The following is an 18,354-nucleotide window of genomic DNA, read 5'->3' on the forward strand; positions in this document are numbered from 1 at the left end:
TTGCAAACGTTTTTCAAAAAAATCAAATCTTTATTTGATTTATTGAATAATTTATTTTTTCTTTGTACTTTGAATAATATTTATATCGACTATGAAAAAACTAAAGTTGTTTTCATTAATAGCATTAAGTTCTACACTTGCATTAACCAGCTGTGGAGGGTCTAGTACCAGCAAAGGAGGCGGTACTAAAAAATTTGTCAGCAAGACAGGTTGGAAACCAAACGAAAAACAAGGTTGGTTTTTTGCAGGAAAGCAACAAAAGCAGAAAGGTTGGCCAGGAATGGTATATGTGGAAGGTGGAACTTTTACCATGGGATTAGTGAAAGATGATGTTATGCACGATTGGAATAACTCGCCTCGCAGAATGCAGGTAAGTTCTTTCTTTATCGGTGAAACAGAAATTACTAACTACGAATACCGCGAATACCTTACATGGTTGAAGTATGTATTTCCTCCAAGTGATCCAAGTTTCAAGGAAATCTACAATGGTGCCCTGCCTGATACTTTATTATGGGATAATAAATTATCTAGAAATGATCTTAATGAAACTTATTTCAGAGATCAGAACTATGATTATTATCCGGTAGTAGGTGTTTCTTGGACACAAGCCAACAGATACTGTGAGTGGTTGACAGACAGAGCAAACGAAAAAGCTTTAATGCAAGCAGGTATTATTGCAAAAGATTTGTACATCAACGAATCTAACAACCAGGGTGGAACTGCATTCAATATGGATAAATTCAAATCGAATGATCCTGAAATGCAAGGATACATCAACCAGCAGAGAATGGCACAGAAATCTGGTATGAAAACGACAAACCAAAGATTGCTTGCTGCCAACAGATCTCCTAGTTCGGCAATGGTTACGAAATTCAGACTTCCTACAGAAGTTGAATGGGAATATGCAGCTCTTGGTATGGAAAAAAACAGAGAGTATAACAACTATACAGAGAAAAAACCACAGATCGATAAACTTAGAGGTACTAAGGGTAAAGACAGAGGGATGATTTTAGCTAACTTCAAGCAAGGTAGAGGAGATTATTCAGGACCTGCAGGTTGGAAAAACGATGGTGCTGCTCAGACTTCTGATGTAAGACAATTCCCTTCAAACGATATCGGTGTATATGGTATGTTCGGAAACGTTGCAGAATGGACGGCTGATGTATACAGACCAATCATTGATGAAGACTTCACAGATTTCAATTATTACAGAGGAAATATGCCTCAAGCTATCGTAAGAAACGGTGACGGTACTTACAAAATGGTAGATGAAGGTAGTATTAAATATGATACTTTAGCTGATGGAAGACTCGTTTACAAAAACTTGCCGGGTCAGTTCGAGAGACAAACAATTGCTGATTACAGAAACTACAGAGATGGTGACAGAATGTCTTCACTAGATTATAGAAACGCAAGTGATTCTTCTGCTTCTTACAATATGTACAACGCTCCTACAACCAGATTTGTGGTTGACGGAAACGGAAGAGTAGTCTTGCAGAAAGATACTAAAGAGAGAACATCTGCGATCACTAATGACATCAGAGTAATCAAAGGTGGTTCTTGGCAAGATTCTGCGTATTGGTTAGATCCGGGACAAAGAAGATACAAGAAAGAAGATTCTGGTTACGGATGGATTGGTTTCCGTGTAGCTCAGGATGCAAGAGTTAGCGATAAAGCTAGAACAAGAAGATAATATTTCAAAATACTTATAAAAAACCTCCTGATTTTTCGGGAGGTTTTTTTATTTTTGATGCATGAATGCAGAACAGTTTTATCCTTTATTTTTGAAAGCGGAAAAAGTAACCATTGATAGTAGAAAAATCAATGCCGGTGATATTTTCTTTGCCTTTTCCGGAGATAATTTCAATGCAGCATCTTTAGCTGAAAAAGCAATTGAAGACGGAGCTTTGGCTGTAATTGTTGAAGATGAGAATTTTGAAAATAAAGATAAAAATATATTCTATGTACCGTCAACTTTAGATTTTCTGCAAAACCTTTCTGTACACCACAGAAATCACTTGCATATCCCGATGATCGGACTGACCGGAAGCAATGGTAAAACAACTACAAAAGAATTAATTCATGCCGTGCTCTCACAAAAATTCAATGTTCAGTATACCTACGGAAATTTGAATAATCATATCGGAGTTCCGCTTACGATTTTATCAATAAAACCAGAGCATGAAATGGCTGTTATCGAAATGGGAGCCAATCATCAGAAAGAAATTGAACTTTTATGTACTTTAGCAAAACCGAATTTCGGATATATTACCAATTTTGGAAAAGCACATTTGGAAGGGTTTGGAGGATTTGAAGGAGTTATAAAAGGAAAATCTGAGCTGTACGATTATCTTAAAAGTAATCAGCAAACTATTTTGGTGAACGGAAATGATCATATTCAGGTAGAAAAAACAGAAGATTATCTTTCGAAAATAACTTTTGGTAAGATTACTTCTGATTATTTTTTTCAAATATTTTCACATGAACATTTTGTTGGTTTAGAGTATCAGGATACAAAAGCATTATCACAGCTTACAGGGGATTATAATTTTACTAATCTTTGTGCTGCTGCAAGTTTCGGACTTCATTTCGGCGTTGAAATTAACCAGATAAAGAAAGCAATAGAAAGTTATACGCCTACAAATATGCGTTCTCAAATTGTGAAAAAAGGCAATAAAACTTTGGTTTTAGATACTTACAATGCAAACCCAAGTTCTATGACTGCTTCACTGCATAATTTCATATCTTTTGAAGGCACGAAAACCATTGTAATAGGTGATATGCTTGAATTGGGAGAGGAAAGCATAACAGAACATCAAAACATTCTGAAAACTGCTCATGATCTTGGTTTCAACGAAATTATCACTGTGGGAAAACACTTTAAGGCAGTCAATGATTCACCAAAATCGTTCGAAAATACAGCAGAATTAATTCAATACCTCAGTTCCAACAAAATTCAGTCAGAAAATGTTTTATTAAAGGCTTCAAGAGGTATTTCATTAGAGAAAGCGATCGATTTTATTTAGTTTTCGTTTCCCAGAATTCTTTGATTATTAATTGAATGTTTTTAAATGTACTTGGAAAAACTTCGCTTTCAATTTGTGAGGTGTTTTTCCATGCGACTTCAGTGATGCCTTCTTCAATCTGAGGTTTTGAGGTATCTTCGCCATCAAAGTTCATTTCAAACCAATGGGTGTATTTCAGTACTCTGTCGCCATTTCTCTCAATATAAATATGGTAAGTTGTGTTGATGAAATCTAAGAGTTCTACATTTTGCAGGTTTGTTTCTTCTTCAATTTCTCTTACCGCAGATTCTTCACGGGATTCTCCTTTTTCCATTTTTCCCTTTGGCAGATCCCATTTTCCCAATCTTTTGATGAAAAGTATGTCCCCATTTGGTCTGTTGACGATACCACCTGCTGCTTCAATGATTCTGAAAAGTTTTTTAAATTCTTCCCACATTTCGTCGATCTGTTCTCCAAAAACATTCAGCTCTTTTACCGATGTATTCTGAAGAAGATCAAGCGCAATCTCTAAAGTTGTGAAACTTTCATATTTCAGAGTTTTTTCTAAGTCTTCAGACTGCTTAGAGAGTAATAATTTTTTTTCGTTCACAAAAACTTTATACATTTGTAAGAATTTAATACAAAAATAAAAAAATGAATTTAGAAGGACGAAAAATTGTTGTCAATAAATCATCTAAAGAGTTATCTGAGTTGCTGAAAACACCGGAAAATTACAAAGATTTTATGCCAGACGGTCTTCAGAAGTTTGAAAGCAGAGAAGATGGGTTCAAATTCGGACTTCAGGGAATGCCCGAAATCGCTTTAAAAATCGATGAAGTAACCGAAGAAAAGGCTGTTTTAAAGTCTGCAAGTTCAAGTTTAGACTTCGCTCTTACGGCAACTTTAAAACCTCTCAGTGAAAATCAGACAGAAGTGCAGATGCTTTTTGAAGGAAAATTTAATCCTTTCATTAAAATGATGGTTGAAAAACCGCTTCAGAATTTTATCAATACCTTAACGGATAAGATTGAAGCTTATAAATAAAGATCAGAACCTTCAGAGATGAAGGTTTTTTTTATGCAATATTTTAAAACCATATTTGTCATTCCGTAGAAGTTTAGATCTTTTGAGTAAGCAATAAAAAAACTTCAGAGATAAATGTTCTTTTATATAATTTTATAAACCCACGTTTGTCCATTCCGCAGGAATCTAAATATCGCTTATTGTGTTGGGATTCCTGCGGAATGACAAACATAGTGTGACATAAAGTAGTATAGTATTTAAAGTTCTATGCAATAATTCCTGAACTATGATCCGAAGTGCTTCCTGTAGCGGAAGATAGAACATTAATTTCTTTATTCATTCTTAAAACTCCCATAAAAGCGAAGATCAAAGCTTCTTTAAAATCAATAATTTCCTTTTCAGGGATTACAATTTCTGAGTTTGTTTTTTCCTTTATTTTTTCAATTAAATAAGAATTGTAAGTTCCGCCACCTGTAAATAATACTTTTTTCAGTTGATATTGATTCAAAACCTTTGAAATCTGCTCCGCAGAATGTTCCGTAAAAGTGGCTAAAATGTCTTTTGAATCTAATCCTTTAAACAATTGGAATATATTTTCATTACACCACTCAATTCCCAATGATTTCGGATGAGATTGATCGTAAAATTCGATTGAATTAAGTGTATTGAGTAATTCCGTATTTATTTTTCCTTCTTTTGCTAAATTTCCGTTTTCGTCAAAATTCTGATTGCAGTTTTGAGCAATTTTATTTAAGATAATATTGACAGGTGCAATATCAAAAGCGATTCTTTTGTGGTTTAATTTTAATGAAATATTAGAAAATCCTCCCAGATTCAGACAGGCATCATATTCTGAAAAAAGAAGTTCATCACCAATCGGAACCAAGGGAGCTCCATTTCCGCCCATTAAAACGTCCTGAGAACGGAAATCATAGACAACGGGTAAACAGGTTTCGATCCTGATGGCTCTTCCGTCACCAATCTGTAAGGTAAATTTTTTTTGGGGCTGATGAAAAACGGTGTGTCCGTGTGAAGAAATGAGGTCAATATTTTCAATTTGATGTCTTGAAATAAAATTTTTAACTTCTTTTCCCAAGTAAAAACCGTATTCTGAATGAAGTTCTAAAAGCTTTTCAGCAGATAAATGAATGGAATTTCTCAATTGATCTTCAAGATCTTTTGTATAAGATATTGTTTCAGCCTTTAAAATTTGAAATTTCCAGACTGAGTTTTGCTTTTCAAACTTTGCCAGACAGATATCCAAACCGTCTAAGCTTGTTCCTGACATCAACCCGATTGCCTGAAAAGTCGTCATCTTTTAACTTTATTTTTTAGATTCTGCAATTTTGGTCTTGCTGATATCAAGATCACCGGAATTATTATAAAACGTGTATTCGGAAAAATCGTCTTTAGCGGTCATTCCGTTGGCGTGAACTAAGGTAGAGCCGTCTTCCATCGTTGCGTAGACGGTATCTCTGGTATATATTCTTTTCTTTCTCTGATCCCAGAACACACTTTGGGTGGCAAATCGCTGTCCCTCGTTCGTCAGAATTTTCACATTTCCCCGGGCTTCAAAAAACTGCTTATAATCATATATTTTTGCATATTTTGCAGTAATATTTCCCGGGTTTTTAGGTTTTTTCTTGTCAAAAAATTCAATCTTCATTCCTTTTCTTGCCACCGTGTAAGGGCTATCTATCAATTCATATTTTTCGATGATAGGTGCGGTGGCTCTCAAAGAAACAAACCCAGAATCTCTTTGAATGATGTTAGCGTTTTTGATGATCTGCGAAGGGAAGTTTTTACTTTGATTTTTATCTTGTTTGGTCAAATCTTCTTCGCAGGAAGTGAACACAAAAAATATAGCACAACTAAAAAGGTATGCTATATTTTTATATGATATGTTTGACATCAAATTCATGACTAGTTGTACAGAGATTTTCTAAACCACTTATCAGCAAAATTGAATCCTACTTTTAAATTAACATAATTCTGATTAATCAGATTGTTTTTAAGAGTTCCTCTTTTTCCCAGTTCCACACCAATTTCAAGACCACTCATTCTTGTAATGCTGCTGGTTTTGAATGGAAGCATAACTCCCGCAGAAATTCCGAATTTATTGATGTCGGTTCCTGCAATCTTCAGATTTCCTTTTTCGTAGAATGCGCCATAACGGTAGACCATTCTTGAAAAATAGCTTCTGAAGTTATTGTAATTGGGTAAATACCAACCACCTGCTGATATTCTGTAAGAATCATTAAAGTCAAAAGTATTTCCAAAATAGCTAATAGTTTCTCCTTTTTTGTAATCTACCTGAGCAGATAAGAACCATTGGTTTTCGCTTCCGTAGCCAACCCCTAAAGATGCCTGTAACGGAAGTAAGTTTTTAGAACTCGTACTTTTTTGATCTATTGTAGTCTGTGCTTCTTTTACGTCACCATCAGAATAGTAATAAGTACTGTTCAGATATTCTGTGGTCATATTACTTGTATTCCCAAAAGTAGCTGTTGCACCTAATGTAAACTTACGGTCTGTACTTGTGTTAAGTTTTTGGTAGCTTGTACCTAAAGTGAAATTAAAATTTTTAATGCTGTTTTTAGTCTCATATCCGTTGATCAATTCAGCATTTGAAGTAGTAAATTCATTAGTATCATACAGATTTCCAAAATAGTAATTGGCACGTGCACCAACAGCAAATTGAGAGTTTATTTTGTATGATATGGCAGCCTGTGCAGTATTCAATGTTCCACTCCCTGTAAAACGGTTACCGTAAATGGTTTCTTGACCCGTTATTGCATCTGTTCTCGTTTCTGTATTAACGATGTCATAGCTCTTTGAACTGTATGGCTGATACAAAAATCCCATTTTTATTTTCGAAGAAATAGGAAAAGCCAATGAGATATTAGATAAATACGTAGAATGTTTTGTAGACTTTGTATTGTTATAATCAGTTTTAAAGTAATTATTCTCGTTTGTAGCTTCAAGTTTGATACTTGTAAGTTCGAAATTGCTGTTGTTGGCAGGGTTTCCGAAATTAAAGTTACTTGTGAAGTCACTGATATAAGCAGTTGAGATGCCTCCCATAGAGGAAGTTTCAATCGTATTATCATATTTTACATCACCAATTCCATAAGTCGCATAGGGCGAATTGCTCAAACTTTGCGCGTTAAGGAAATACCCAACAGAAATGAATGATAGTACAAAAATTTTTTTCATTCTAGATTTTTAAAATAATGCGCAAATATCTTAAATATTAATGAATTGTAAAAATTTACCGAGGTTAAAGTTTGTTAAGGGGATTTTATGGTGAATAATCAATTGCGAATTGCCAACCGCTTTACTGTCAAATTTTTTAAATTCATAATTTGCTTATGATGTTTTGTATTGCAAAATTCACAATTCATCAATTCCCATTTCCGTAAAATTCTTTTATCTTTGAAACATGAATTGGGAAAACATCGCCGGACAGGAAAATCTTAAAAAACTTCTTCGAGACAGCATTGCCGAAAACAGAGTAAGCCACGCCCAGCTTTTCATAGGAAAAGAAGGTTACGGAACGATGCCGTTGGTTTTAGCGTATGCGAGAGAAATCCTGAAGGGCGAAAATGAACATGCAGCTTCAAAGGTTGAGCACCTTAATCATTTGGATTTACATTTCAGCTTTCCGGTATTTACCGACAACAAAAATTCTTTAAGTAAAAATAAATTTGATCAGTTCCGGGAAATGATGTTGGAGTCGCCGTACGCAAGTTATGATGATTGGACAGCATTTTTAGATTCAGAAAATAAGCAGCTCTTTATTTCTGCAGATGAAATTGATGATCAGAATCAGAAATTTGCCCTGAAAAGTTTTGAAGGCGGAACCAAAATTCTCATCGTTTGGCGAGCTGATAAAATGAATATTGCAGCTTCAAACAAATTCCTGAAATTTCTGGAAGAGCCACCGGCAAAAACAATTATTCTTCTAACGGCAGAAAATACCGACGATATTCTCCCAACAATTATTTCAAGAACACAGATCATTGAAGTGCCCAGAATTGCGGATGAAGATTTGATGAATCATCTGAAAAATCAATTTGCAGCTTCTGACGATCAGGCAAAAGCGATTGCTCATGAAGCACAGGGAAATCTCAACGAAGCAATAAAACTTCTGAATGCCGAGATCAAAAATCCGGAGTTTGAAAGACTTTTTGTACAATGGGTTCGTGATGCGTTTCAGGTAAAAAAGAAACCTGAATTTCTTAAAAATATTATTGTCTGGGCAAAAGAAATTGCAGGATGGAACAGAGAGAAACAGAAGAATTTTCTGAATTACGCTTCCGAGATTTTCAGATTGGCTTTGCTTCAGAATTATCAGTCGGAAGAACTGGTGTACAAAAAAATAGATGCAAACGGCTTTAACTGGGCTGGTTTTTCAAAATTTATCAGTGGTACAAATATCATCAGTATTTTAGAAGAAATCAATGCTGCAGATCTTCATTTGACCAGAAACGGAAATCCCAAAATTGTCTGGACAGATCTCGGGATCAAATTATCGAGGTACATTCATAAGAATTCATAAAAATCTTTGACACACAATTATCGGAGTTTTGTTTTATTTTTTTTTAATTTAACCGTAGATTTTTCAAATTATTCTCAAAGTTTGTCATTCCGTCAGTAATCTAAGTTTACTTCGTAAAAATGCAATTTTTAGCCGCTAATATCACGAATCTTTTTATAATCAAATCTGAAACAAAGTTTGTCATTCCGCTAGAATCTAAGTTTACTTTGTAAAATGCAATTTTTAGCCGCTAATATCACGAATCTTTTTTAATCAAGTCTGAAACAAAGTTGTCATTCCGCTAGAATCTAAGTTTACTTTGTAAAAATGCAATTTTTAGGTGCTAATATTACGGATATTTTTATAATCAAGTCTGAAACAAAGTTTGTCATTCCGTTAGGAATCTAAATCTACTTTTGTAGAGATTCCTCCGGAATGACAAAGATTATATTATTTCAAATACTCATTATTTTCAATTTTTTTCAAATAATTCTCAAAGTTTGATATTCCAGAGGAATTTGGATTATCCTGTTTTATGCTGTTGAGATTCCTCTGGAATGACAAAAATTGTGTTTAACGCTTATACAAGAATAATTTTCAAAATTAAATTAACCAATATTAAAATTAAATTAAAAAATCAATCAATCGTTTGATTTTTTCAAAATCTTGTGTATCTTTGCCCCTTCAAAAATGAAAACATAATGATTTCAAAAGAAGAAAATATATTATTTGCCGCTGAAAAGCTTTTTGCTGAGCATGGTTTTCAGGGAACTTCCACGAGGGAAATTTCTAAAGCGGCAAACGTCAATATCTCGATGATCTCTTATTATTTCGGTTCTAAAGAGAAACTTTATGAGAAATTGGTTGAATACAGGATGAGTGAAGGGCAGTTTTTCTCAAAAGATATCTTAGAACGAACAGATATTAACGAATGGGAAAAAATAGAAAAGATTGTTGATCAGTTTGCAGGTAGAGTAAGGCATCAGAAATGTTTTTACAGAATCATGCAGAGAGAGCAGCTTCATACAGAAAATCCACAGATTGTAGAATTTCTTAAGCAGACAAAACTCGGATTTATCTCTATGTATTCAAAAATTCTGGAAAGTGGTCTCCAAAAAGGAATTTTCACTAAAAATCCACCGATTTATTTACTGCATTCTACGGTAAGCGGAACCTTGTTCTATGCATCCAATGCAAAAGAGATGTACAAAGAATTCCTGAATAATACAGAAGATGATGAAGCTTTTGAGGAGAAATATTATACAGAACTCAATAAACATATAAAATATATTTTAAAAGACCTTTTAGGTTATGAAGAGAATAAATAACTCAGTTATTGCTCTTTCCTTATTTATAGGAATCGCAAGTGCAAATGCTCAGGAAAAAAAACAACTCAGCCTCGATGAAGCCGTACAGTTGGGAATCCAGAACAGCAAAAGTTTAAAAATAGATGCTGCCAGAATAGAAGAAGCTACGGCTGATCTTTTGGCTGCAAAGAACAGACAGCTTCCGGATTTGTCTGTTTCGGGAAGTTATCTTTACCTTCCGCTAAAACCAACGATCGATTTAAAGATTCCCGGAGTTTCATCTGCGGGAGGACCGGAAGTTCATCAGGTTGCTTATGGATCAGCGAATTTAAGTGTTCCGATTTATAGTGGTGGAAGAATCAAATATGGAATTCAGTCTGCAAAATATTTGGTGGAAGCCTCAAAATTAAGCACAGAAAATGACAAAGTAGCCATTGCTTATAATGTTGCACAGGCTTATAATAATTTATTTAAAGCCAATCAGTCGATCAAAGTTTTAGAAGAAAACTTAAGTGCTTCTCAAAAAAGAGACGAAACTTTTCTTAAGCTTGAAAACAACGGAGTGATCGCAAGAAATGACCGTTTAAAGGCAAATCTTCAGACTTCAAACATTGAATTACAATTATTAGAAGCTAAAAACAATTACAATATTGCCAACATCAATATGGATTTGCTTTTAGGACTTCCCGAAGCAACCGAAATTGAAGTTGACCAGCAATATATCGATGAAGCGGATGATGTAAAACCTGTTGATTTTTATCTGAATGCAGCCAGAGAAAACCGAAAAGATCTTCAGGCTTTGGAGCAGCAGAGAAAAGCAGCAGAGCTTGGAACAAAATCTGCAAAAGCCGAAAACCTTCCTTCAATAGCATTTACAAGTGGTTATGTTGCAGCAGATATTCCGAAATTTCTGACAATTTATAATGCAGTAAATGTAGGAGTAGGAGTTTCTTACAATTTATCAAATCTCTGGAAAGAAAATTCTGCATTGAAGCAGTCGAAAGCAAGAGAAATGCAGTTGTCGGCAACCAATGAACTGTTGAATGACAATATCAAATTAGACATCAACAGAGAATTCCAAAATACCGATTATTCTAAAAAGAGAATCGCAGTTTTCGAAAAAGCGGCTGTTCAGGCTAATGAAAATTATAGAATTACCAAAAATAAATATGATAACGGTTTGGCAACAATGACAGAATTGTTGGATGCAGATGCGGCTCAGATTTCTGCAAACGTCGGAGTGATCAATGCTAAAGCAGACGCAGCATTGGCTTACAGAAAACTTTTACAGACTACAGGAACTTTAACAATTAAATAAACAAAGAACTATACCAACAATGGAAAATAATACCACACAAGCGACTGAACCTAAAAAGAAAAAAAGTTTAGTTTTCCCGGTCATATTAGCGGTAATCGTTATCGTAGGAGGGATTTACGGTTACAGAACGTATTCTTACGGACAGATTCACGAAGAAACTGATGATGCACAGATTGCCTCTAACATGAATCCTGTAATTTCTAAAATCTCAGGTTATGTGGCAGAAGTAAAAGTAAAGGATAACCAATTTGTAAAAAAAGGAGATACTTTGGTTATTTTGGATAATAAAGATCAAAAAATGGCTTTAGAACAAGCTGAGGCAGCTTTATCAACTGCAAAAAGTAATATTTCATCAGCTAAATCATCTACCAATGCAACTTCAAAAAATATCAACAGTTCTCAGGCAGCTGTAGCAACTGCAAATGCACAAATTGAAGCAGCAAAAGTAAATGTCTGGAAAACTTCTCAGGATTTAAAAAGATATTCTATTCTTGTGAAAGATCATTCGATTACAGAACAACAATATGAGCAGGCTTTAGCAGCAAAACAGTCTGCAGATAAGCAATTACAGGTTTTGGTTGATACAAGAAATCAGATTGCACAGCAAACAGGTATTGCTTCTTCTCAGACTGAAGCAAGTTCTCAGCAGATTTCTGTTGCAGGTTCTGTGGCTAAACAGAGAGAAGTAGATGTAGAAAGTGCAAGATTAAATCTTTCTTACACTGTAATTGTTGCTCCTGAAGATGGTTTCGTAGGAAAAGTTCCGATTCAGGCAGGTCAGTTTTTACAGGCAGGTTCTCAATTGTTCAGCTTGGTTAAAAATGATCAGAAATGGGTCATTGCCAATTTTAAGGAAACTCAGGTTGCCAAAATGGTAGAAGGTCAGAAAGTGAAAATCGAGATCGATGCTTTTCCTGATACCGATTTTGAAGGAGTTGTAAGTTCATTCTCTCCGGCTACAGGTTCTACATTTTCAATTTTGCCTCCGGATAACGCAAGTGGAAACTTCGTAAAAGTAGTACAGAGACTTCCTATAAAAATCGATTTTGTGAAATTGGATCCAAAGATTGCAAAAAGATTAAGAACAGGAATGAATGTGAAGGCAGAGGTTTCTTTAAAGTAGATTAAATAATTAAAAGATTCAAATATTAAAAGATTACAGGACAGATAAAAATAATAATTATGCGGGTCAGTAATCTTTTAATCCTTTAATTTTTTTAATCTTTAAATTAAATATCAAATGCAAGATTCATTAGTAGAATACGGAGCCCGAAGAGTGATCATTACGATCACGGCTATTCTTTGTGCTTTGCTTGAAATTGTGGATTCCACGATTGTAAACGTTGCCCTCAATGAAATGAAAGGTAACCTTGGAGCCACACTTTCTGAAGTGGGGTGGGTAATCACTGCTTATGCAATTGGTAACGTAATCGTTGTACCAATGACGAGCTGGCTTTCCCAGCAGTTCGGAAGAAGAAATTACTTTGCAGCATCCATCATTATATTTACCATTTTCTCGTTTCTCTGCGGAAATGCAGATAATATCTGGGAACTGGTATTTTTCAGATTGATGCAGGGAATAGGAGGTGGAGCATTGCTCGTAACCTCACAGACCATTATCACTGAATCTTATCCCGTTGAAAAACGAAGCATGGCTCAGGCGATCTACGGTTTAGGAGTCATTATTGGTCCCACTTTAGGTCCGCCTTTGGGAGGTTATATTGTAGATAATTTCAGTTGGCCGTATATTTTCTATATTAATATTCCGATTGGGATTGCAGCTACTTTAATGACTTTACAATTTGTAAAAAGTCCGAAATTCTCTGAAAAAAGGAAAGCTTCTGATGTTGACTGGTTGGGAATTATGCTGTTGGCTTTGACCGTTGGTTCTTTACAGTTTATTTTAGAAAGAGGTCATGAAGAAGACTGGTTTGAAAGCGGAATGATCGTAACCTTTACTACAACGGCCGTTTTAGGATTTATTTTATTCCTTTGGCGCGAATTGACATTTAAATATCCTATCGTAGAGCTTCGTGTTTTAAAGAACGGAAACCTGAGAATCGGAACCGTAATGTCTTTTGTGTTAGGATTTGGTTTGTATGGTTCTACGTTTATTGTTCCGTTGTATACGCAGAGTATTTTGGGTTGGACGGCACTTCAGTCAGGAGCTTTGATGATTCCGGCAGCTTTGACGACCGCATTTATGATGCCGATTATCGGAAGATTACTTTCAAAAGGAGCAAAGCAGCAGATTTTAGTTTCGTTAGGATTATTTATATTCTTTGTTTACAGTTTCTGGGGATATAAAATCTTAACGCCGGACACGAGTAAAGATGCATTCTTCTGGATGCTGATCGTAAGAGGAATGGGATTAGGATTATTATTTATCCCAATTACTTCTTTGTCATTAAGCACCTTAAAGGGTCAGGAGATCGGACAGGGAGCAGCATTTACAGGAATGATGAGACAGCTTGGAGGATCTTTCGGAATCGCTGCCATTACTACATTTATTGCCAATGCAAGCCAAAAATACAGGGTGAATTTAATTTCACACTTAGATGCAGACAGTTTTGATGTTCAGCAAAGATTGGCAGGACTGAAAGCCAGTTTCATAGCAAAAGGAATGACTCCCGATGCAGCCATGAACGCAGCCTACAAAGTTATGGATATGACCGTAACGAAACAGGCAACCGTACTTTCATATATGGATGTTTTCTTATATTTGGGAATTGCATTTTTAGTTTGTATTCCATTTATTCTCTTCATCAGAGAGCGGAAAAGCAAAGAAAAAATAGACCTGAGTGAAGCAATGCACTAAAAATATAAACCTCTGAAAATTTTCAGAGGTTTTTTTGTTAGTCTTTAAAAAAAAGGTTGTCTGATTTGACAATTTTATCTTAAACTTCTCACATTCACTTCAGGTTTTTCTCCTGCGGGAACGATAAAAATTGCATTGTCGCTGATCGTATCTCCGGAATCAAAATAATAACTTCCGATCACAGGAAGAATATTAGTAACCGACTTTCCTGATTTATCATAGGCAGAGTAGCTCACATTGATCATTTGGGTTTTCATTTTAAGCTGAACCTTTTTTGACGTCAGTTTTGCTCCGGTTGCATTTACACAGTCTAGTTCTACAATTCCTGTATCTAAAACCATTTGCGGATAAGAAGTCAATCGGATGTTATAAGATTTGTCTGATGTGTTTTTTACTGAAGCAGAAACCTTGTAGCGGTCAAAATTTTTTCCGCCAACCTGTACGCTTTCTTTATTGGCGATATTAAAACTGACTTTCATACCATTGACATCAACAGTTTCTCCGTCAGCAATTTTCTGAGCGTGCAAGAATGTTCCGAAGCTCACGACTTGTAATACAAAAAATAAAATGATTAAGTTTTTCATACTGATTTTTTTTGGTGATTTATGTTAAACGAAATTAAGTAAATTCGTTTTAAATCAAAATGTATTGTTTAAAATTAATTATTAAATTCAAATAAATTTTACTGCTGACTAACAGTTGTCACAATCACATCTTATCTTTGTGCTTTAAATAAATTTTAGCTAAAACAAAAATCTATTCTCATGAGTTATTGTTCAGTAATCGAAAAAATGCAACCCGAAAGCCGAAAAGAACTGCACAAAAAGTATCACGACAACCATTATGGTTATCCGATTCACGATGATAATGAGTTGTTTGGAAGACTGATTATGGAAATCAATCAGGCAGGGCTAAGCTGGGAAACGATCCTGAAAAAAGAAGAAGGCTTCAGAAAAGCATATGATCATTTTAATATTAAAAAAATAGCTGCTTATAACCAGGAAGACCGTGAGAGATTACTGGCTGATCCCGGAATTATCAGGAATAAACTGAAAGTAAACGCCGCTATAGAAAATGCTAAAACCATTATCGAACTGCAAAAAGAATTCGGCTCATTTGAAAAATGGCTGGAACATCACCATCCTAAAACTTTACAGGATTGGATGAAACTTTTCAAAAAAACATTCAAATTCACTGGCGGAGAAATCGTGAATGAATTTCTGATGAGCATCGGTTTTCTGAAAGGTGCTCATGCTGAAGATTGTGTGGTGAATGAACAGATTTTAAAGAGTGATCCGATGTGGATGAAAAAGTAAAGTAAATTATTTAGGACTTTCTTAATAAAATCATGATGTTTTATTGGCTTTGTAAACCGTTAGGATGATTCCTACGATCAAGAAAATAATGCCAAATATTAAAAATGGAAACCAAAAGACAAAGCAAAATTCGCCTAATGTTATCATGACTTGCGGATAATTACCCGTTGCTGAAAATGTTTTCGCAATGAAAATCAACATCAAAACTGACAAAATCATTAACGACAATCCTGCAAAGAAGAAATATCTGTTAAGTAATTTTTTCTTCATATTTATTACTTGTTTGTCTTTTATATATGACTTTTCAATCTCTCAATCACCATCGTGATGATTCTTTTATTAAAAACTTTACTGTCAGAATGATAGGTTTCCAATTCTTCTAAAGTGAACATTCCGATGGTCATTCCAATGAAAGTGTTTTTCAACACCGTATCTTTTTGCAGACTCTGTTCGATAAACATTTGTTTTTTTAAAGTCGATAATGTACTGAAATCAGCTTTTTGTCGCAATGCATAGTTTGTAAACAGCGACAGATAAAGATCGTTCTGTAATTTTAAAATGGGACGCAGGGTTTGGTTTTGAAATATTTCTGCGGGAGTGGTTGTTTCTGAGTTTTGAATGTTTAAATCTTTTCTCAAATCTAATTTGGTGGTCATGTTTTGTGTTGATTAGTTGCGGTTAATATTTTGGAAAATGGTTTTTGTTTCATGGTGAACATTATTCTGTTAATTTATTTCTTATCTCTACACTATCAATATTAAATGGAACTTCATTGTATTTCCAGCCATTATCAGGAACTTTCAAATCAATCAGATAATTTTCGATGTTATAAAATCCAAGTACTTTGTTGTTTTTAGGTTTAAGAGAATCAAAAATTATTAAAAATGAATCTCCTTTTTTATATGAATAGCTTGTAGTACGTAAATATTCGACTTTTTTAAAATAATATTTATAATCAGTACCAACACCATTATTGTTTTTCTGATGCCAATCTGTAGTTGCAACTCCGATTGTATATCTCGGGTTTTTTAACATTTTTGTAACCCACATTTTTTCATCTATGAATCCAAAAATGATAAATGAAGGTATCAAAAGAAGTATTAAATAATATTTTTCTGTTAAGAATTTTATAACTTTATTTTTTATAGCCATCTGTTTTTTTAGTTTTTTAAATGATGTATTGGATTTGCTATCATTGATTAAATTTTTCCTTTTTAAACGATGATAGTTTTTTAAATAAGCAAAGATTGCAAATCCCCACATCGAAAACTTTATAACGCCAACACGCTCCAACTCTCGAACTCTGTAACTCTCCAACCCAAAATCACCCTACCGTCTTCGTATCTTCCTCCTTCAGAATCTTTTTCTCTTTCATCGCAACCATCATTCTTTCGCACTTATATTTTGCCCAGTCAAATTGATTGAGAAAATCGAGGGCTGCGAGAAATCCGGCGTTGAAGAGCTGTTCTTTTTCATCTTTTTTCATAAAGAAATTGAGCCAGCTGCTTGTTCCGCAATTCACGGTTTTGATGCTGTAAAGATTGTAGAAAGAGTATTTGGTCAGAAATGTTTTATCATTAAAACCTTTTAAAGTACCAATGATATTTCCGGCGTAGGAGAGGGGAGTTTTCAAGATTTGTTCACTTGTTTTTCCTTTTTCGCCTAAAATTTCAGAATCGCTGGTAAGCTGAACTCCAAACAATGGAAGTCTGGGATAGAAAATATCATTCATATGAAAAAGATCAATCGGAAAATTGGAGAGTGTACCGCCATCAATGAAGATCCCGACAGGATAAATGTCTTCTTTTTGAGTATTCATCCAGAATTTCCAGGCATATTTTACCGAATCATCGTCTTTATTGATGAGCTTTTGCATCGGTTCAAAAAAGAAAGGCACAGACATCGAAGCCCGCACAAATTCTGCCGGACTGATGTGTTTCAGCTCTTCTTCCGACCAATAGAGATTGGCCATTGTCGGGAGCTCAACTTTTATTTTGGCATTAATATCTGTCGTGATCACAACATATTCCGTCTGCAAACCATAAAACGGATTGTTCTTGTAATAATCATTGTTTTCGGCACTCTCAAAAAATATTCGGTAACGGGTTTGGTCGATGTGTTCGAGATTATTCATTTTGATATCTTCAATTCCGTTGAGCGCATTGGTATAATATTCCATGCCGTTTCCGTAACGGTAATTGAGATTCATCTGATGTTCTTTCTGAATAAATTTCTGGTTGAGTTCAGCGACGGTTTTAATGCCGAATCCATTCATCACGTCGGTCATTTGTTTCAGAAAAACATTTCCGGGATTCAGTCCGCTGTTGCTTTTCCTGAAATCATTATAAAACTTTTTAAAACAGATAAATCCAAGAATGATGGGAATCAGCGGAACTAAAAATAGAAGCTTTGCATTTAGAATGGTTTCAGACGAAATGACAAACGGCAGCGCAATAAGAATCAGCATGACTATAGAAACAATAATAACATTGATCTTGATGAAATTTTTATTGTTGAGCATCGCATGAATAGTAGTTCTTACATACGGTTTACCATCCATAAAATCAGAAAAATCCCAGTTGAAGAGAATGTTTTTAATGATTTCACCTTTTGCTTCTTCTTTGGTTCTACAGGCAGCAATAAGCATGGTATTGATGGCTCCTGCACTCGTTCCGGCAACTTTAAGGAAACGAATTCCAAAGATTTCAAGTGCATAGAGATATCCGACTAAAGCACTTCCCCAAACACCGCCACCTTCCTGTACAAATTCTACATACTGATTGCCTTCTGCATCGAGAATGTCTGAAAATTCTTTAGTGGAAATGTTTTCATGTAAAGCACTCAGCTTTTCTTTTGATTCCTGAGAAAGTACGTCGTCCTCAAGGATTTTTTGAAGGATTTCGGTTTTCATGATTTTGGTTTGGTGTTTTTATTTAGTTTTCTCTCGCTGATTTAACTGATTTAGCAGATTAATTATTAAAAAATCTGCGCCGCTATCTGTAAAATCTGCGAGAGATAATTTATTTA

18 protein-coding genes are annotated in these 18,354 nt (G+C 34.8%); 9 read left to right on the forward strand and 9 right to left on the reverse strand.

Annotated elements, in window-relative coordinates; genetic code table 11:
* The first annotated feature begins 91 nt into the window (after positions 1–91).
* On the forward strand, positions 92–1,693 hold the full coding sequence (gene gldJ / locus AC4FQ5_RS12025) for a gliding motility lipoprotein GldJ (protein WP_491143600.1): 1,602 nt from the start codon (positions 92–94) through the stop codon (positions 1,691–1,693).
* A 61-nt stretch (positions 1,694–1,754) separates the two neighbouring features.
* Positions 1,755–3,026, forward strand: a complete 1,272-nt coding sequence (locus AC4FQ5_RS12030) for a UDP-N-acetylmuramoyl-tripeptide--D-alanyl-D-alanine ligase (protein WP_491143602.1) — start codon at positions 1,755–1,757, stop codon at positions 3,024–3,026.
* Here the strand turns inward: AC4FQ5_RS12030 and AC4FQ5_RS12035 are convergent.
* A complete protein-coding gene (locus AC4FQ5_RS12035) occupies positions 3,019–3,630 on the reverse strand; it encodes an NUDIX hydrolase (RefSeq protein WP_491143604.1) in 612 nt (203 codons plus the stop codon). The genes AC4FQ5_RS12030 and AC4FQ5_RS12035 overlap by 8 nt on opposite strands.
* Before the next feature lie 29 nt (positions 3,631–3,659).
* On the opposite strand from AC4FQ5_RS12035, the gene AC4FQ5_RS12040 reads away from it, so the two are divergent.
* Positions 3,660–4,049: a hypothetical protein gene (locus AC4FQ5_RS12040; RefSeq protein ID WP_047442614.1), complete on the forward strand. Its 390-nt coding sequence runs from the start codon at positions 3,660–3,662 to the stop codon at positions 4,047–4,049.
* 244 nt (positions 4,050–4,293) lie between these two features.
* On the opposite strand, the gene AC4FQ5_RS12045 is transcribed toward AC4FQ5_RS12040, so the two are convergent.
* From AC4FQ5_RS12045 to bamG, 3 genes are read right to left on the reverse strand one after another with little or no spacing between them, the layout of a single operon-like run.
* Complete coding sequence (locus AC4FQ5_RS12045; protein ID WP_491143606.1) at positions 4,294–5,343, reverse strand: anhydro-N-acetylmuramic acid kinase; 1,050 nt, start codon at positions 5,341–5,343, stop codon at positions 4,294–4,296.
* Between the two features lie 9 nt (positions 5,344–5,352).
* Entirely contained in the window at positions 5,353–5,949 is a 597-nt protein-coding gene (gene lptC / locus AC4FQ5_RS12050; protein WP_491143608.1) for an LPS export ABC transporter periplasmic protein LptC, read from the reverse strand.
* Positions 5,950–5,951: 2 nt separating this feature from the next.
* A complete protein-coding gene (bamG, locus tag AC4FQ5_RS12055) occupies positions 5,952–7,244 on the reverse strand; it encodes a BamG family beta-barrel-assembly machinery protein (protein ID WP_491143610.1) in 1,293 nt (430 codons plus the stop codon).
* 226 nt (positions 7,245–7,470) lie between these two features.
* Here bamG and AC4FQ5_RS12060 point away from each other — a divergent pair, with 226 nt between their 5' ends.
* The 5 genes from AC4FQ5_RS12060 to AC4FQ5_RS12080 all read left to right on the forward strand — a co-directional run bounded on the left by AC4FQ5_RS12060 (position 7,471) and on the right by AC4FQ5_RS12080 (position 14,011).
* On the forward strand, positions 7,471–8,589 hold the full coding sequence (locus AC4FQ5_RS12060) for a DNA polymerase III subunit (RefSeq protein ID WP_491143612.1): 1,119 nt from the start codon (positions 7,471–7,473) through the stop codon (positions 8,587–8,589).
* A gap of 680 nt (positions 8,590–9,269) precedes the next feature.
* Positions 9,270–9,896 (forward strand): TetR/AcrR family transcriptional regulator, encoded by a 627-nt coding sequence (locus tag AC4FQ5_RS12065; protein ID WP_491143614.1) that lies wholly within the window; start codon positions 9,270–9,272, stop codon positions 9,894–9,896.
* Positions 9,880–11,193 carry a TolC family protein gene (locus AC4FQ5_RS12070; protein ID WP_491143616.1) on the forward strand — a complete coding sequence of 438 codons (1,314 nt, stop codon included), beginning with the start codon at positions 9,880–9,882 and terminating at the stop codon, positions 11,191–11,193. Before AC4FQ5_RS12065 ends, AC4FQ5_RS12070 begins: the two co-directional genes overlap by 17 nt.
* Before the next feature lie 19 nt (positions 11,194–11,212).
* Positions 11,213–12,316, forward strand: coding sequence for an HlyD family secretion protein (locus AC4FQ5_RS12075; RefSeq protein WP_491143617.1), 1,104 nt, complete (start codon positions 11,213–11,215; stop codon positions 12,314–12,316).
* 117 nt (positions 12,317–12,433) lie between these two features.
* Complete coding sequence (locus tag AC4FQ5_RS12080) at positions 12,434–14,011, forward strand: DHA2 family efflux MFS transporter permease subunit (protein ID WP_491143618.1); 1,578 nt, start codon at positions 12,434–12,436, stop codon at positions 14,009–14,011.
* A 74-nt stretch (positions 14,012–14,085) separates the two neighbouring features.
* Here the strand turns inward: AC4FQ5_RS12080 and AC4FQ5_RS12085 are convergent, their stop codons facing one another.
* Positions 14,086–14,595: a hypothetical protein gene (locus AC4FQ5_RS12085; RefSeq protein WP_491143620.1), complete on the reverse strand. Its 510-nt coding sequence runs from the start codon at positions 14,593–14,595 to the stop codon at positions 14,086–14,088.
* A gap of 180 nt (positions 14,596–14,775) precedes the next feature.
* Between AC4FQ5_RS12085 and AC4FQ5_RS12090 the strand changes: the two genes are divergently transcribed.
* Positions 14,776–15,327: a DNA-3-methyladenine glycosylase I gene (locus AC4FQ5_RS12090; RefSeq protein WP_491143622.1), complete on the forward strand. Its 552-nt coding sequence runs from the start codon at positions 14,776–14,778 to the stop codon at positions 15,325–15,327.
* A 30-nt stretch (positions 15,328–15,357) separates the two neighbouring features.
* On the opposite strand, the gene AC4FQ5_RS12095 is transcribed toward AC4FQ5_RS12090, so the two are convergent.
* The 4 genes from AC4FQ5_RS12095 to AC4FQ5_RS12110 all read right to left on the reverse strand — a co-directional run bounded on the left by AC4FQ5_RS12095 (position 15,358) and on the right by AC4FQ5_RS12110 (position 18,238).
* Entirely contained in the window at positions 15,358–15,597 is a 240-nt protein-coding gene (locus AC4FQ5_RS12095) for a hypothetical protein (protein WP_491143624.1), read from the reverse strand.
* Positions 15,598–15,617: 20 nt separating this feature from the next.
* Positions 15,618–15,983, reverse strand: a complete 366-nt coding sequence (locus AC4FQ5_RS12100; RefSeq protein WP_491143626.1) for a glyoxalase — start codon at positions 15,981–15,983, stop codon at positions 15,618–15,620.
* A gap of 61 nt (positions 15,984–16,044) precedes the next feature.
* A complete protein-coding gene (locus tag AC4FQ5_RS12105) occupies positions 16,045–16,590 on the reverse strand; it encodes a hypothetical protein (RefSeq protein ID WP_491143628.1) in 546 nt (181 codons plus the stop codon).
* A gap of 61 nt (positions 16,591–16,651) precedes the next feature.
* A complete protein-coding gene (locus AC4FQ5_RS12110; protein ID WP_491143630.1) occupies positions 16,652–18,238 on the reverse strand; it encodes a patatin-like phospholipase family protein in 1,587 nt (528 codons plus the stop codon).
* Positions 18,239–18,354 lie beyond the last annotated feature (116 nt).

This window comes from Chryseobacterium sp. DT-167, from assembly GCF_058310155.1.

Coding starts and splice junctions, on each gene's coding strand:
- gldJ (WP_491143600.1), top strand. CDS start 92: ATGAAAAAACTAAAGTTGTTTTCATTAATAGCATTAAGTTCTACACTT.
- AC4FQ5_RS12030 (WP_491143602.1), top strand. CDS start 1,755: ATGAATGCAGAACAGTTTTATCCTTTATTTTTGAAAGCGGAAAAAGTA.
- AC4FQ5_RS12035 (WP_491143604.1), bottom strand. CDS start 3,630: ATGTATAAAGTTTTTGTGAACGAAAAAAAATTATTACTCTCTAAGCAG.
- AC4FQ5_RS12040 (WP_047442614.1), top strand. CDS start 3,660: ATGAATTTAGAAGGACGAAAAATTGTTGTCAATAAATCATCTAAAGAG.
- AC4FQ5_RS12045 (WP_491143606.1), bottom strand. CDS start 5,343: ATGACGACTTTTCAGGCAATCGGGTTGATGTCAGGAACAAGCTTAGAC.
- lptC (WP_491143608.1), bottom strand. CDS start 5,949: ATGAATTTGATGTCAAACATATCATATAAAAATATAGCATACCTTTTT.
- bamG (WP_491143610.1), bottom strand. CDS start 7,244: ATGAAAAAAATTTTTGTACTATCATTCATTTCTGTTGGGTATTTCCTT.
- AC4FQ5_RS12060 (WP_491143612.1), top strand. CDS start 7,471: ATGAATTGGGAAAACATCGCCGGACAGGAAAATCTTAAAAAACTTCTT.
- AC4FQ5_RS12065 (WP_491143614.1), top strand. CDS start 9,270: ATGATTTCAAAAGAAGAAAATATATTATTTGCCGCTGAAAAGCTTTTT.
- AC4FQ5_RS12070 (WP_491143616.1), top strand. CDS start 9,880: ATGAAGAGAATAAATAACTCAGTTATTGCTCTTTCCTTATTTATAGGA.
- AC4FQ5_RS12075 (WP_491143617.1), top strand. CDS start 11,213: ATGGAAAATAATACCACACAAGCGACTGAACCTAAAAAGAAAAAAAGT.
- AC4FQ5_RS12080 (WP_491143618.1), top strand. CDS start 12,434: ATGCAAGATTCATTAGTAGAATACGGAGCCCGAAGAGTGATCATTACG.
- AC4FQ5_RS12085 (WP_491143620.1), bottom strand. CDS start 14,595: ATGAAAAACTTAATCATTTTATTTTTTGTATTACAAGTCGTGAGCTTC.
- AC4FQ5_RS12090 (WP_491143622.1), top strand. CDS start 14,776: ATGAGTTATTGTTCAGTAATCGAAAAAATGCAACCCGAAAGCCGAAAA.
- AC4FQ5_RS12095 (WP_491143624.1), bottom strand. CDS start 15,597: ATGAAGAAAAAATTACTTAACAGATATTTCTTCTTTGCAGGATTGTCG.
- AC4FQ5_RS12100 (WP_491143626.1), bottom strand. CDS start 15,983: ATGACCACCAAATTAGATTTGAGAAAAGATTTAAACATTCAAAACTCA.
- AC4FQ5_RS12105 (WP_491143628.1), bottom strand. CDS start 16,590: ATGTGGGGATTTGCAATCTTTGCTTATTTAAAAAACTATCATCGTTTA.
- AC4FQ5_RS12110 (WP_491143630.1), bottom strand. CDS start 18,238: ATGAAAACCGAAATCCTTCAAAAAATCCTTGAGGACGACGTACTTTCT.